Source organism: Nonomuraea polychroma (genome assembly GCF_004011505.1).
GTDB lineage: Bacteria > Actinomycetota > Actinomycetes > Streptosporangiales > Streptosporangiaceae > Nonomuraea > Nonomuraea polychroma.
Genome location: NZ_SAUN01000001.1, coordinates 240,627 through 254,652 on the forward strand (window position 1 = coordinate 240,627; position 14,026 = coordinate 254,652).

The following is a 14,026-nucleotide window of genomic DNA, read 5'->3' on the forward strand; positions in this document are numbered from 1 at the left end:
ACCCGTGGAAGGTTAACCGCATGGCACACCACCCCAACCTCGACCCGGAAATCCGCATCGCGCTCGAGCAGACGCCGCTGCCGGTGTTCGACCTGCCCAGCGTGGCCCCCGAGGAGCTCGACGGGCTCCGAGCGCAGATCAACGCGTTCCTGGCGGCCGCGCCGCCCGCGGACACCGACGTGGTGATCGAGGACCGGCACGTGCCGGGACCCGACGGCGCGCCGGACGTCCGGGTACGGATCTACCGCCCGGCCGGCGAGGGCCGAGCCCCGACCAACCGGCCGGGGCTCTACTGGATCCACGGCGGTGGGATGGTCATCGGGGTGCCGGAGATCGACGACGCGATGATGATCGGCTACGCCGAGCAGCTCGGCGCCGTCGTGGTCTCCGTCGACTACCGCCTGGCGCCGGAGAACCCGTATCCCGCCCCGGTCGAGGACTGCTACGCGGGCCTGGTGTGGACCGCCAAGGCGGCCGGCGAGCTGGGCATCGACCCGGCCAGGATCGCCGTCGGCGGCGCCAGCGCGGGCGGCGGGCTCGCCGCGGGGACCGTGTTGCTGGCTCGCGACCGGGGCGGCCCCGACGTGGCGTTCCAGCTGCTGGTGTGCCCGATGCTGGACGACCGCAACATCACCCCGTCCAGCCACGAGTTCGCCGAGGCCATCGTCTGGGACAGGGCGGCGAACATCTTCGGCTGGACCGCGCTGCTCGGCGACCGGATCGGCACGGACGACGTGCCTCCGTACGCGGCCCCGGCCCGCGCCACCGACCTGTCCGGGCTGCCGCCGGCGTTCATCGACGTCGGTGAGCTGGAGGTGTTCAGGGATGAGGACATCGACTACGCGTTGCGGTTGTCGCAGGCCGGCGTGTCCACCGAGTTCCACCTCTACCCGGGCGCCTTCCACGGGTTCGACGGCATGGTGCCGGACGCCGAGCTCAGCAAGCGGGCCAAGGCGGCCCGCCTGGCCGCGCTCAAGCGGGCGTACGGCCTGTAGCGGGAAGGTTCGCGCGCAGGCGGGCGAGGGCGAGGGCCAGGTGGGCGCGCAGGCGCCCCGGCGCGTCGGCGAGCGAGAAGCCCAGCACCGACTCGGCGCGAGCGATGCGGGCGGCCATCGAGCTGTGGTGCAGGTGCATGGAGGTGGCCGCGCCGCGGATCGAGCCGGCCAGGCACAGCGCCCGCACCACGGCCGCCGCCTCCTCGCCGAGCCGTTCCACCGCCCGGACGTCGGCCAGCCCGGCGATCGCCGCCTCGGGCAGGTCGGCGAACAACGCCAGCGCGCCCAGCTCGGACCAGCGCATCACGGGGTCGTGCGGGCCGGTGAAGCGCAGCGCCGTACGCGCGCCGGCCCACGACTCGGCCGCCTGCGCGCCGGGCAGCGAGGGCCCGATCCCCACCCGCGCGCCGTCGGGCACGACGGAATCCGGCAGGTTGGTCGCCACCAGGACGGCCTCGGTGTCGCCGATCCTGGCCTCGCGCACCTGGTGACCCATCGTGCGCAGCCCGGCCGCCAGCCCCTGGTCGGACAGCGCGATCGCGAGGGCCTGCAGCGGAGCGGACGGGGCGAAGCCGAGCAGCCGCAGCGCCCTGGCCCGCTCCGCCTCGCCGGTCTCGGCCGACAACACCAGCTCGACCAGCGCCGGGTCCTGGCCCGCCTGCGCCAGGGCGGCGGCACGTTCCAGAGTGACCTCGGCGGCGGCCGCGTACCGTTCGAGCACGATCTCGTCGAGCCCGTGGGCGGCGCCCTCGCGTTCCATCCAGACCGACCCGAGCCCGGAGCTCAGCTCCCTGACCTGGGCGGGGGGCGTCGCCGGCCGGTCCGCGACCCCGCTGGGAGAGGTGCGGATGCGCCGGCCGGTTGCCGCGTCGAAGAGCCCCACCGGGCACTGCGCCAGCCGGGCCGTGGCGTGCACCAGGACGGGCACGCTCACGTGGTCGCGCACCAGCGAGTCGAAGTACGCGATGACCCGCACCGCGCTCTCCGCGTCGGCGTCCAGCGTGGACAGCCGGAGCAGTAGTCCCTGCACAACCATCAGAGTAGTTGGGTGCACGGCGGCCTGGCGAGCGAACCAAGCGTGCGCTAGGTTGGTGGTCGTGGATCTCGACTTCTCCCCGGCCGAGCGGGAATTCCGCGCCGAGGTTCGCGACTGGCTCAGCACGCACGCGCCGGGACCGCTCCCGTCCATGGACACCCCCGAGGGCTTCGCCGCGCACCGCGCGTGGGAGGCGCGGCTGGCCGGCGCTCGGCTGTCCGTCGTCTCCTGGCCCGAGGAGTACGGCGGCCGCGGCGCCTCCCTGATCGACTGGCTGATCTTCGAGGAGGAGTACTGGGCCGCCGGCGCCCCCGCCCGCGTCACCCAGAACGGGATCTTCCTGCTGGCGCCGTGCCTCATGCGGTTCGGCACGCCGGAGCAGCGCGAACGCTGGCTGCCGAGGATGGCCAGGGGCGACGACGTGTGGGCGCAGGCCTGGTCCGAGCCGGAGGCGGGCAGCGACCTCGCCGCGCTCATCTCCCGGGCCGAGCCCGCGCCCGGCGGCTGGCGGCTGTACGGGCACAAGACGTGGAGCTCGCGGGCCGCGTACGCCAGCCACGGATTCGGCCTGTTCCGCACGTCGGGGACGCGGCACAAGGGACTGACCTACTTCATGTTCCCGATGGACGACGTCGCGGTCCGGCCGATCGCGCAGCTCGACGGGCTGCCCGGCTTCGCCGAACTGCACTTCGACGGGGTGTTCGTCGACGATTCCACGGTGCTGGGCGAGGTCGGCGAGGGATGGCGGATCGCGATGGCCACCACCTCCTCCGAACGCGGCCTCACCCTGCGCAGCCCCGGCCGCTTCCTTGCCACGGCCGACCGGCTCGTCACGCTGGCCCGCCGGAGCTCGGCCGCCGGCGCCCCCGCGCTCGCCGATCGGGCCGCCCGGTGCTGGACGGAGGCGGAGGCGTACCGGCTGCACACCTTCGGGACCGCACGGAAGATCATGGCGGGGGAGGAGGTCGGGGCGGCGGCCAGCATGGGCAAGGTCTTCTGGTCGGAGCTGGACCTGCGCATGCACACGCTCGCCATGGAGCTGCTGGGGGAGCGGGCGGGGGAGACGCCCTGGCTGGACGGATTCCTGTTCTCGCTGGCCGGGCCCATTTACGCGGGCACGAACGAGATCCAGCGCAACATCATCGCCGAGCGGGTCCTGGGGCTGCCGAGATGAACTTCGCCTTCACCGACGAGCAGCTCGCGCTGGCCGCGACCGTGCGTGACGTGCTGCGGGCGCACTGCCCGCCGGCCGCGCTGCGCTCCGAGCGGCGGCCGGGGTGGGAGCAACTGGCCGCGCTGGGATTCTTCGGGCTGCTCCTGCCTCCCGAGAGCGACGGGCTGGGGCTCGGCCTGGCCGACGTGGTGCCCGCGCTGGAGGAGACCGGGCGGGCGTGCCTTCCCGGGCCGGTCGTGGAGACCGCCGTCGCGGCGCCGTACCTCGTGGCGGGCGCCCCGAAGCTCGCCTCGGGGACCGTGTGCGTGAGCGTGCTGCTGCCCGGGCAGGTGTACGCGCCCGACGCCGACCTGGCGAACGTGATCGTCGTGGCGGGCGCCGACGGCCTGCGGCTGGTCGCGCGGGAATCGGCCCGTCTCACGCCCCGGCCCGGCGCCGATCCGTGCCGGCCGCTGTTCGAGGTGGCGTTCGAGGAGTCCGAAAGGCTGGGCGGGTCGGCCGGTCCGGCGTTGCGGCGGGCCACGGTCGCGACCGCCGCCCAGCTCATCGGGGTCGCCAGGGAACTGCTCGCGGTCTCCGTCGCCTACGCCAAGGTGCGGACGCAGTTCGGCGCCGCGATCGGGTCGTTCCAGGCGGTCAAGCACCAGCTCGCCGACGTGGCCGTGGCCGTGGAGTTCGCGGCGCCGCTGGTGTACCGGGCGGCGCTTGCGGTGGACGGCGACGCCGCCACCGTCGAGCGGGACGTGAGCGCCGCCAAGGCCGCCGCCGGGGAGGCCGCCACGCTGGCGGCCAGGGTGGCGCTGCAGGTGCACGGGGCCATCGGGTACACCGAGGAGCTGGATCTCCGGTTCTGGATCGCCCGGGCCTGGTCGTTGTCGGCCGCCTACGGCACCACGGCCGCTCACCGCGAGCGCGTGCGCGCCGCTGTGCTGGGCGGCGATGTGCGGAGGTACCCGTGAGGCGGAGGCTGTGATGAAGTTCGGCGTGCCGCTCGGGCTGCTGCATCCCGCCGCGTGGAAGGACGTGGCGGTGGCCGCCGACGAGCTGGGGTTCGAGTCGGTGTGGCTGCCCGAGCACCTCGTCTTCGCCACCGACCTGTCACTGGCCGCCTACCCCGGCACCTCCGCGCCGGCGATCAAGCCTGCGACGCCGCTGTTCGACGCGCCCGCGTACCTGTGCTGGCTGGCCGCCTTCACCTCGCACGTCAGGCTCGGCACGGCAGTGCAGCTGCTCGCCCTGCGTCACCCGTTCGTGTCCGCGCGCGCCTTCGCCACCCTGGACGTGGTCTCGGGCGGGCGGGCCATCTGCGGGGTCGGGGCCGGCTGGTACCGGGGCGAGTGGGAGGCCGCCGGGATTCCGTTCGGCACGCGCGGGGCGCGGCTGGACGAGGCGATCGAGGTGGTCAGGCGGCTCTGGAGCGAGCCGGTCGTCACCCACTCCGGGACGTTCTACTCCTTCCCCGAGGTCGCCTTCGAGCCCAAGCCGGTGCAGCGGCGGTTGCCCATGCTCGCGGGCGGGGAGTCGCCGGCCGCGCTGCGCCGGGCGGCGCGGCTCTGCGACGGGTGGATCAGCATGCCGCACACCCTCGAATCGATCAAGCCGCAGCTCGACCGGTTGGCAGCGGGCGTGCCTGTGACGGCGCACGCCTACTCCCTGTCCTCGCCGGACGAGGTGCCCGCCTGGGCGGCGCTGGGCGTGGAACGCCTGATCGTCCGGCCGTGGACGCGCAGCCGCGACGCCGTGGCCGGTCTGACGGACTTCGCCGCCCGGTACGGGGTCGGCGGCCGAGCTCCGGCGGGCTGACAACGACCACGCCGCAGGCCCCGGCACCCGGGGGCGGACTCAGGCGCGGTGGCGGCCCCTTCTGGGCCGGCCCGTGGAGGTGGCGCTGATCGCGCCGACCAGCTCGCGGCCGCCCTGCCCGGGAAAGGGCGGCGGGGACCCGGCGGAGCGGTGACGACGGCCGCGCGGGGCGAGGTCAGTGGTGAAGGGGGCGAATCGCTCCTCGGCGAACCGCTCCTCGACAAACGGCTCCTGACGCCGGCGACGTCCCCGGTAGGCCGCCGTGCCGACGTCGGGGGAGTTGAGGATGTCCCCACCCGGGACGGCGCTCGCGACCGGGGCGAAGGCGTCGAACGCGCTGGTCGCCCCCGGGATGACGACACGCTGGAAAGGCCCGGTGTCGACGACGAGCGGCCCGGCGCCGTGGACGGGCTCGAACGGTCCGGTATCGCGGATGCGCGGCAACGGCCCGGTCTCGTCGGTGAACTCGAACCGGTTGCTGTCGAACTCGGCCTCGAAGGGGTCGCTGTCGCGGATGCGCCGCATGGGCCCGGTCTCCCAGCAGGGCTCGAAGGGGCCTGTGTCGAGGGGCGCTTCGAAGGAGCCTGTGTCGAAGGCAGGAGTGAAAGGACCCGTGTCGGCGGTGGTGCGGCGGTCCGAAGCGGCGGCGCGGCGCGGCGCGACGTCCGCGACCGGGTCGAAGGGCCGGCTGCCGAGCAGTCGCCGTACCTGCTCAGACGCCTGTCCGGCGGTTGCGGCGAGTTCGGCGCGGGCGGCGGTGGCAGGTCGTTCGGGGGTGGCGGCGGGTTCGAGGGGGTCTCGGAGTTGCGCGGTCCACAGCGGGGCGTCGGCGGGCTTGGGCGCGCCGCGCCGGCGACGGCGCCGGTGGGCAGGGCCGGAACGGGGCGGGCGGTCGGCGGTGGCGGTGGCCGGGCGGAGCCGGACTTGGCGGGTCTTGGCGACGGCCAGCAGGGCCAGTGCGGCGATCAGCGCCGAGCCGATCAGCGTCGGGGACTCGATGACCGGCAGCGGGCCCGTGGCCGAGGCATCGGCGTGCGTCGGGAGCGGCTCGGCGGTGACCGACGTCGTGTCGGCAGTGGACGGCTTGGCGTGCTTGCCCTTCGTGACACTCTTGCCCGCGGCGGCCGAGGAAGAGGTCGCGGCCGGGGCGGGAGCGGCCTCCTGGGTCTTCTCCGCGCTGGTCCGCTTGGGCTCGGGGCGGCCGGCGAGCGGAGGCTTGGCGGCTTCTTCCCGTTCGGTCTGGGGGATCAGCCCGGTAAGCGTCTCGCCCGGCATCTGCAGCACGCCCACGTCGGTGCCGGGGCCGGGCGGCAGGGACGCCTGCTCCTCGGCCTTCTTCTGGGCCTCCGCGGCCTCACGGGCGGCGTCCTCGTCCAGACGGGCCTTGATCTGCTCCGGGTACCCGTACCCGACGACCTTGCTTGTGTCACGTTCCTTACGTTTGGCGACGCCGCCGTCGATGTTCCCCTCGATGGTGAAGATCGTGTCGCCCTCGACCCTGGTGACGACGCCGACGTGGTCGATGTTGTCGACGTCGTTCGACCCGCTCCAGTCGTAGTAGACGAAAGCGCCGGGCTTGGGCTTCTTACCCCAGGCTCCCTGCTCCTTGAACCACTTGGCGTGCGCGACCGTCCACGCGAACTGCCCGACCCACTCCTCGTAGCCGAGCTTGTGAGCGGCCCAGGACAGGTACATCTCACACCAAGGGGCGCCGCTGTAGTCCGCGTCGAACTCGACGTTCTTGCCGTACCACTCGCCGAACTTGGTGTACCCGCTCGCCTTCTCGGCGTAGCCGAGCTGGCTCTCGAGCAACTCGATGAACTTCTGCATCTCTGGCGTCATGGAAGTATGGGGGAAACCTTCCGGGCAAGACCGGGTTTATCCATGCAGCCCTGGGTAAAGGGACGACCAGGGACGCACGTGACAAAACCGGAGGCTTGTCTTCTTACGTGATGAGTGAGGCTACCGTGCCGTAGCGCAGGTCAAGCACGTTCCAAGAAAGGGTCACGCCTTGGCCAGGCAGTGGAAGCCCAGGTCAAGATGCTGCCAGAAATGTCCAAACGCGGGTGGTTTAATGCAAAAAGATCTACCTTGAGTCCTTCAGTAGCCCGCGCCCGTCAGTAGCCCGCCGTCCACGGTGAACTCGCTCCCCGTGCAGTAGCTGGCCCGGTCAGAGGCCAGGAACGCCACCACGTGGGACACCTCCACCGGCTTGGCGAAGCGCTTGATGACCATGGACTTCACGAACGCCTCCGCGTCGACCTCCTTCGCGAGGTCCGGGTCCATGGCCATGGCCGTGTTGATCGCTCCGGGGTGCACGGAGTTGACCCGGATCTTGAACGGGGCCAGCTCCCGGGCCGCCGACTTGGTGATACCCCGGATCCCGAACTTCGAGGCCGCGTACGCCGACAACCCCTCGGCGCCGACGAAGCCCTCGATCGAGGAGATGTTCACGATCGCGCCCCGCCCGGCGGCCTTCATGGGCTCGATCGCCGACTTGATCCCCAGCCAGGCGCCCTTGAGGTTGACGTCGATCACCCGGTCGAATTCCTCAGGCGACATCTCGTGGATGCGCCGAAATTTCAAGATCCCGGCGTTGTTGACGAGAACGTCCAGCTTGCCGTGCTCCTCCACGGCAGTCGCCACCGCGCGCTCCCACTCGCCCAGGCTCCGCACGTCGTGATGGACGTACGTGGCGCCGGTCTCCTCCGCCAGCGCCTTGCCCTCCTCGTCCAGCACGTCCCCGAACACCACCCGCGCGCCTTCCTCGAGGAACAGCCGCACGTGCGCCGCGCCCATGCCCCGCGCCCCGCCCGTGATGAGCGCGACCTTCCCGTCAAGCAGCCCCATGACGACCTCCTGCCGCGACGGCCACCGCGGCCGCCTCCATGGTCCTGTACACGGGGATCCCGGCCGCCGCCGCGATCCGCCGTACCTCGTCCTCGACGCCCGCGGGCGCGCACTCGCCGTTCCTGGTGACCAGGGTGACCCGCGTGCGTGGCAGCGCGCCCTGAGCGCCGGCCAGCGCCCGCGTGTAGGCGTACAAGGGCTCGGCCGCGTTCCCGTACGTGAAGAACGCTTGGACGTTCACGTGGGCCACGACGTCGCGGCACGGCCGCCGCCGGACGATCGCGTCGATGACCTCGGGCACCAGCCCGGCCCTGCCGAGCGGGCCCACCGGCACCTCCAGGGGGTTGCCGGACGCCACAACCCCGAGTCCGCGGAGCTCGGCCGGCACGTCGGCGGGCAGCGGGTCCAGCCGCACCCCGGCCGCGTCGAACGCGTCCGCGGCCAGCACGCTCGCGCCCCCGCTCGGCCCCACCACCAGCACCCCGTCGCCCTCGGTGACCCGCGAGCCGTGCGCCTGGAAGAACGTCAGCACCCCGATCAGGTCGTCCTGGCTGGACACCAGCGCCGCACCGGCCTGCTCGGCCACCGTCTCCCAGATCCGCCGGTCGCTGACCATGCCGCCGGTGTGCGAGGCGGCCGCCTGCTGTCCCTGCCCGCTGCGCCCGCCCACCAGCAGCACCACGGGCAGGTCCGTCGCGCGCAGCGCCTCGTACAGCTCCCGCCCGTCGCGCGGATCCTCCAGGTACAGCCCGACGGCTCGTGTCTCCGGGTCCTTGGCGAGCCAGCGCAGCAACTCGGCGGGGGTCACGTCGGCCGCGTTGCCCACGGTGACGACCCGGCTGAAGGCCAGCCCGCGCCGCTCCCCGACCTTGATGACCTCTCCGGCGAGGCCGCCGCTCTGCGAGATCAGCGCCACCGATCCCGCCGGGCCGAGCCCGCCGCCCACGAAGGTCTGCCGGCCGCGCGGGCAGTAAACGCCCATGCAGTTGGGTCCGAGCAGGCGTGTCCCGGCCGCGCGGGCGGCTTCGACCAGCGTGTCCTCCAGCCCGGCGCGGTCCGCCTCCGCGAAGCCGCCGCTCATCACCTGCACGAACGACACGCCCACGGCCTGCCGCACCACGTCGGGGCAACGGTCGGCCGGTACGGCGACGAGCGCGTAATCGACGTCCGCGTGCGCCAGCGACGGCACCGCCCGCACCCCGGCCACCTCGTCCGCCTCGGGGTGCACGGCGACCAGCGGGATTCCGGCGCTCTTGTAGAAGTCGAGGAACATGTTCCCGAAGTTCGGCCTGGTGGTGGAGGCCCCGACCACGGCCACCGCCTTCGGCTCGAAGAGCGGCAGGAAGTCCGCGGTCCCCGGGCGCACCGCCGGAGACGCCTCCCCGGACTCGGCGGGGACGTAGCGGGCGTCGACCGCCACGACGCCGGACGGCCCTGCGATGACCGGGTTCAGCTCGAATTCGCCCAGCTCCAGACGCTCCCACAGCCCACCGGGACCGCCGACCGTCATGAGCAGCTTGACCAGGGCGTCCATGTCCACGGGGGGTGCGCCGCGGAGGCCGTACAGGAGCGGGGACCCACGCAGTGAGTCCAGCATGCGGCGCGCGTCCCGCTCGGAGACCGGGCAGAGCCCCAGCGCCGTGTCCCGCAACGCCTCCGTCCACACCCCGCCGAGACCGGCCAGCAGCACGGGGCCGAACGCGACGTCCCTGACCACGCCCACGATGAGCTCCACCCCGGCGTCCGCCTGCTCCTCGACGAGGAACCCCGCGACGTCGGGCAGCCTGGACCGCATCTCCGCGGCGGCCGCCGGCAGGTCGGCCGCGCGCAGGCCGAGGATCACGGCCCCGGCGTCCGACTTGTGCACCAGCCCAGGACCGAACGCCTTCAGCACCAGCGGCTCGGCCAGCTGCCCTGCGGCCGTGAAGTCCCGTTCATGGATGACGACGCCGCGCGGCACCGGCACCCCGGCCTCGCTCAGCAGCGCCTTGACCTCGTGCTCGTACACGCTCACGCCAGCAGGTGCCCGTACTGCTCACGGATCCCCCTGCGCAGCAGCTTGCCCGGCCCGCCCGAGGCATCCTGCGAGTGCGGCAACTGCTCGGCCACCACGATCTGATCGGGCCGCTGATGTGCGGGAAGGGAGTCGGCCAGGGCGAGCGCCAGCTTGGAGGCGTCCAGCGAATGCCCGGCGCGCGGCACGACAGCCAGCAGGATCCGCTGCTCGGAGGCGCCCTCGGGCACCCCGACCGCACCGGCCTCGGCCACCCCGTCCAGTGCCGAGGCGGCCTCCTCGATCGCGACCGGCTGCGACCACACGCCGGCCTTGAGTATCGAGTCCTCCCGCCGGCCCAGCACACGCAGCACGCCGTCGGCCGAGAGCGTGCCGAGGTCGCCGCCCACGTACCATTCGCCGCGCAGCACCTCCGCCGTCTTGTCCGGCAGCCCGTCGTACTCGGCCATCCGGTGCGGCCCGGCCAGGTTGATCTCCCCGACCTCGTCGATCACCCGGTTGCCCTGCGGGTCCGTGATCCGCACGGCGTTGCCGGTGCGGGCGCGCCCGGAGGATCCCAGCGGCGTCGAGCCGTCGTCCACCCGCCCCATGCACGTGTACGGAGCCTCGGTCTGCCCGTAGTACGAGAACACCCCCGCCTGCGGCAGCCTGGCTTTGATCCGGTCCAGCATGGTGGCGGTCAGCGGCTCCCCGCCCAGCATGATCACCTGGATCGACGACAGGTCCACGTCCTCGTGCTCCGCCGAGCCCAGCAGGGCCGCGTAGAACGACGGGATCTGCGACACATGCGTGACCCGCTCGCGCGGGACGACCCGCAGGAAGTTCGCCGGACCCCAGTCCTGCTCCAGCACCAGCCGCATCCCGGCGTAGAGCGCGGGCCCGACGATCGCGGGGAAGCCGATGCCCCAGATGATCGCGCCCGTCCCGAACACCGAGTCGGGTCCGCGCGGCACGTCCAGCCAGATCTGCGCGGTCGCCAGCGACGACGCGTGCGTGTGCACGACCGCCTTCGGCAGGCCCGTCGTGCCCGAGGTGTAGTATAGGGCCAGCGGATCGTCGGAGAACCCGGCCGGCGGCGGCTCCTCGTCGGAGTCTCCCACCAGCTCCCGCGCGTCGATCCACGTCGTCACGGCCGGCAGCGACCCCTTGATCTGCTCCACCACCTGCTCGACCGTCGCGTCATAGACGAACGCCGTGCATCCCGAGGCCGCCACGACGTCACGCAACGTCTCCACCGGCCAGTACGGGTTCAGCGCCGCCGTGATCGCGCCGATCTTGGCCTGCGCCAGGTAGACCTCGGCCACCAGCAGCGTCTCGTTGAGCAGCGCCGCCACCCGCTGCCCGGGCGTGATCCCCCGCGCCAGGAGGGCGCTGGCGCGGCGGTTGACGTTCCTGTTCAGCTCCTCGTAGGTGAAGCTCTGCTCGCCGCAGTACGTCAGCGCCACCCGGTCGGGCGTGCGCATCGCGCCGGCGGTCAAGATCGCGTGGCCGTAGTTGCCGTAGGGTGATCGCGCCATGGGGGGTGCCTCCAGTGTGCAGAGGGGCGAATGTTCAGTGAGGGGAATAGAGCACGAAGACGTTTCCTGAGGGATCACGCAGCACGGCGCGCGTCTCATGCGGTCCCGCCTCGGGTCCGCGCACCACCTCTGCCCCGCGCGCCGACATCTCCCGCATGGCCGTGGTCACGTCGTCCACCTTGTACGACGGCGCCGCCGACGCGGTGACGTGCTCGGCGGGACCGGCCAGCGCCACGGTGACCCCGCCACCGTCCAGCGCCGCGAACCTGTCGCCGTCCCTGAACTTCACCGGCAGCCCGTAGAAGGCGATCGCCTCGTCCAGGTCGGCGACGGGGATCAGCACGTTGCCGAGCTTCACGCCGGCCTCCAATGCGGTAAGTCGTCCACGAACGTGACCCGCACCGGCATCCCGATGCGTACGTCCTCCGGTGCGCACCCCACCACGTGCCCGAACACGCGGGCGCCCTCCGGCAGGTCCACCCAGGCCATCACGTACGGCTCCCGTCCCCGGTAGCCGGGCGCGAACGAGCGGTGCACGACCGTGAACGTGTGCACCACGCCCTCGCCGGAGACCGGCTCGAACACGAGGTCGCCGCCGCCACACCAGGGGCAGATCGCCTCCGGGAGGTGCACGCGCCCGTCACAGGCCGCACAACGCTGGATGACCAGCTCGCCGCGGCCGCAGGCCGCCCAATAGGCGGAGGTGTCGGCGCTCATCGCTTGCCAAGCTAGCGCACGCTTGGTTACCGGGCAAGGCCCCCTCGTCCCGGTGCTTGCCTGGATCGACTCCGTCGTGAACCGCGGGCATGATCAGCGGTCCGTAGGAGCCGGGAGGGGGTCTTCCGCAAGGGGGGCCGGTGGCTGCGTCGAGGGGTCGGTGGAGAGATGGGTCATCGGTGCGTTCGCAGGCTCCGGGGCCGACGGGGTGGGGGTGCCGATGGCGGACGTGCTCCGCTCCTCCGTCGGCGTGGGAGTCGGCACCGGCGGGGCGGAGCGGTCGGTCGGCGCCGGCGTGGGGCAGGCAGGACCGTCCACGGCGGCCTCGCTCACCTGCGGCCCGTTGCCCGACGCGGGCTCCGTCATCACCAGGATCCCGAAATACGCCCGCCGCCCGCACGCGACCTCTCCGGGATCGTGTGTGACGCTGCTGGTGTAGACCGTGTTGCCGCGCAGGGTCCGGCTCTCCTGCCGGACCGTCCTGGCCGCCCCGTCGTCCCCGTCCCGCTGCGTGTACGTGATCCGCAGCCGCACCGGCCCCGTCCCGTTCGCCGCGACCCTGATCGAGCCCGACGTGCCGCTCCACTGCACGATGCTGGCCGCCTGCACGACAGGTGACGGCACGCTGGTCGCGGCTTGCCCGGCCGTGGGCGGCGGCGGAGGAGGCGTACTGGCGGGAGGGGTGCCGGCGGGAGACTGTGGCGCCTGGGTCGCCGAGGGGGCGGCCGTCGTCCGTTGAGGCGTCCGGGAAGGCCCCGATGTGGTGACGTCGGCCGGGGAGGGCGCGGGCTCGCTCCGCTCCTCCGGCGGCGGCATCAGGATCGCGCCCGGCCCCGGCGGCAGCCGCCCGCCGGACAACACGAGCGCGATCGCCACGGCCACCACCGTCGCGCCCGCCACCCACAGGTGCGGCGGCAGCCTGGGCAGGCTCATGACGCGATCGCGCAGGGTGATCGTCGATCCGCCGGCGTCGCGGTCGGTCCTGGCCAGCGGGAAGCGGAGGGCGAGCAACGTGGCCAGCTCCGCCAGATGCCGCCGCCCGCGTTTCTCCCAGTCGGGGCCGTACCCGGCGACCGCGTCCTCCTCCAGCTCCGCCGCGAACTGCCTGGCGGAGGCGTACCTGGCGGCCGGGTCCTTGGCCATCCCCCGCCTGAGCAGGTCGCGCAGCGTGTCCGGCACGACCTCCAGCGGCACCGGCTCCACCAGGTGCTTGTCCCGGGTCGCGGGCACGTCGAGCTCGCCGTCCTCGCCTTCCTTGTACGCGCGGAAGGGCGGCCGCCCCTTGACGGCCTCGAACAGCACGCAGGCGGCCGCGTACAGATCGGCAGGCGGGCCGCTCTTGTGTTGCGTCCACAACTCGGGCGACATGTACGCCGGCGTGCCCGCGGGCACGCCGGGCTCCTCGGCGTGCACGACGACGCCGAAGTCGGCCAGTTTGGTCGTGCCGTCCGCCTGGACCAGCACGTTCTCCGGCTTGACGTCGCGGTGCGGCACGCCCTTGTCGTGGGCCGCGGCCAGGGCCAGGAGCGTGCTCTTGAGCACGGCCAGCGCGGCCTCGGGGCTGGTCCTGCCGTGTTCGGCCAGCAGGGTACGCAGTGACACGCCGTCGACCAGCTCCATGACCACGGCCGCGCGGGTCGAGGTCTCGATGTACTCGTAGAACTTGACGACGTTCGGCTCGTCGATCTCGACCAGGTGGTGGGTGTCCGACCGGAAGCGGTCCATGAACTCGGTGTCCCTGCGCAGGGTGGCGTTCAGGTACTTGATCGCCACGTAGGCGCCGGTCGACTGATAGGTAGCGAGGAACACGCGGCCGGTGTGGCCCGCGCCGAGCTGGCGTACTTCGCGGTAACCAGGGACCAAGTCCAACCCCCATAAGGCAGCCGTCCTGGATTCGACGGTCTCACCCCGGGTGCGGGT

12 protein-coding genes are annotated in these 14,026 nt (G+C 72.8%); 4 read left to right on the forward strand and 8 right to left on the reverse strand.

Going from position 1 to position 14,026, the window contains the following annotated elements; genetic code table 11:
• Positions 1–20 precede the first annotated feature (20 nt).
• Positions 21–995 (forward strand): alpha/beta hydrolase, encoded by a 975-nt coding sequence (locus EDD27_RS01050; RefSeq protein WP_127930636.1) that lies wholly within the window; start codon positions 21–23, stop codon positions 993–995.
• Here EDD27_RS01050 and EDD27_RS01055 read toward each other — a convergent pair.
• Complete coding sequence (locus EDD27_RS01055) at positions 973–2,025, reverse strand: helix-turn-helix domain-containing protein (protein WP_127930637.1); 1,053 nt, start codon at positions 2,023–2,025, stop codon at positions 973–975. The two genes, EDD27_RS01050 and EDD27_RS01055, sit on opposite strands and share 23 nt — an antisense overlap.
• 67 nt (positions 2,026–2,092) lie before the next feature.
• Here EDD27_RS01055 and EDD27_RS01060 point away from each other — a divergent pair, with 67 nt between their 5' ends.
• Genes EDD27_RS01060 through EDD27_RS01070 form a run of 3 tightly spaced genes read left to right on the forward strand, consistent with a single transcriptional unit; the run spans position 2,093 to position 5,008 of the window.
• Positions 2,093–3,205, forward strand: coding sequence for an acyl-CoA dehydrogenase family protein (locus EDD27_RS01060; RefSeq protein WP_127930638.1), 1,113 nt, complete (start codon positions 2,093–2,095; stop codon positions 3,203–3,205).
• Positions 3,202–4,164, forward strand: coding sequence for an acyl-CoA dehydrogenase family protein (locus tag EDD27_RS01065; protein WP_127930639.1), 963 nt, complete (start codon positions 3,202–3,204; stop codon positions 4,162–4,164). Before EDD27_RS01060 ends, EDD27_RS01065 begins: the two co-directional genes overlap by 4 nt.
• 13 nt (positions 4,165–4,177) lie before the next feature.
• Complete coding sequence (locus EDD27_RS01070) at positions 4,178–5,008, forward strand: TIGR03619 family F420-dependent LLM class oxidoreductase (RefSeq protein WP_127930640.1); 831 nt, start codon at positions 4,178–4,180, stop codon at positions 5,006–5,008.
• Positions 5,009–5,047: 39 nt separating this feature from the next.
• Here the strand turns inward: EDD27_RS01070 and EDD27_RS01075 are convergent, their stop codons facing one another.
• The 7 genes from EDD27_RS01075 to EDD27_RS01105 all read right to left on the reverse strand — a co-directional run bounded on the left by EDD27_RS01075 (position 5,048) and on the right by EDD27_RS01105 (position 13,975).
• Positions 5,048–6,850 (reverse strand): CHAP domain-containing protein, encoded by a 1,803-nt coding sequence (locus EDD27_RS01075; protein WP_127930641.1) that lies wholly within the window; start codon positions 6,848–6,850, stop codon positions 5,048–5,050.
• A gap of 258 nt (positions 6,851–7,108) precedes the next feature.
• Complete coding sequence (locus EDD27_RS01080) at positions 7,109–7,858, reverse strand: glucose 1-dehydrogenase (protein ID WP_127930642.1); 750 nt, start codon at positions 7,856–7,858, stop codon at positions 7,109–7,111.
• Positions 7,845–9,872 carry an acetate--CoA ligase family protein gene (locus EDD27_RS01085; protein ID WP_127930643.1) on the reverse strand — a complete coding sequence of 676 codons (2,028 nt, stop codon included), beginning with the start codon at positions 9,870–9,872 and terminating at the stop codon, positions 7,845–7,847. The genes EDD27_RS01080 and EDD27_RS01085 overlap by 14 nt, the downstream gene beginning before the upstream one ends.
• Positions 9,869–11,389, reverse strand: a complete 1,521-nt coding sequence (locus tag EDD27_RS01090) for a class I adenylate-forming enzyme family protein (protein ID WP_127930644.1) — start codon at positions 11,387–11,389, stop codon at positions 9,869–9,871. The genes EDD27_RS01085 and EDD27_RS01090 overlap by 4 nt, the downstream gene beginning before the upstream one ends.
• 34 nt (positions 11,390–11,423) lie before the next feature.
• Positions 11,424–11,747, reverse strand: coding sequence for a VOC family protein (locus tag EDD27_RS01095; RefSeq protein ID WP_164903417.1), 324 nt, complete (start codon positions 11,745–11,747; stop codon positions 11,424–11,426).
• Positions 11,744–12,106 carry a Zn-ribbon domain-containing OB-fold protein gene (locus tag EDD27_RS01100; protein ID WP_127930646.1) on the reverse strand — a complete coding sequence of 121 codons (363 nt, stop codon included), beginning with the start codon at positions 12,104–12,106 and terminating at the stop codon, positions 11,744–11,746. Before EDD27_RS01100 ends, EDD27_RS01095 begins: the two co-directional genes overlap by 4 nt.
• Positions 12,107–12,199: 93 nt before the next feature.
• Complete coding sequence (locus EDD27_RS01105; RefSeq protein ID WP_127930647.1) at positions 12,200–13,975, reverse strand: serine/threonine-protein kinase; 1,776 nt, start codon at positions 13,973–13,975, stop codon at positions 12,200–12,202.
• Between the last annotated feature and the right edge of the window lie 51 nt (positions 13,976–14,026).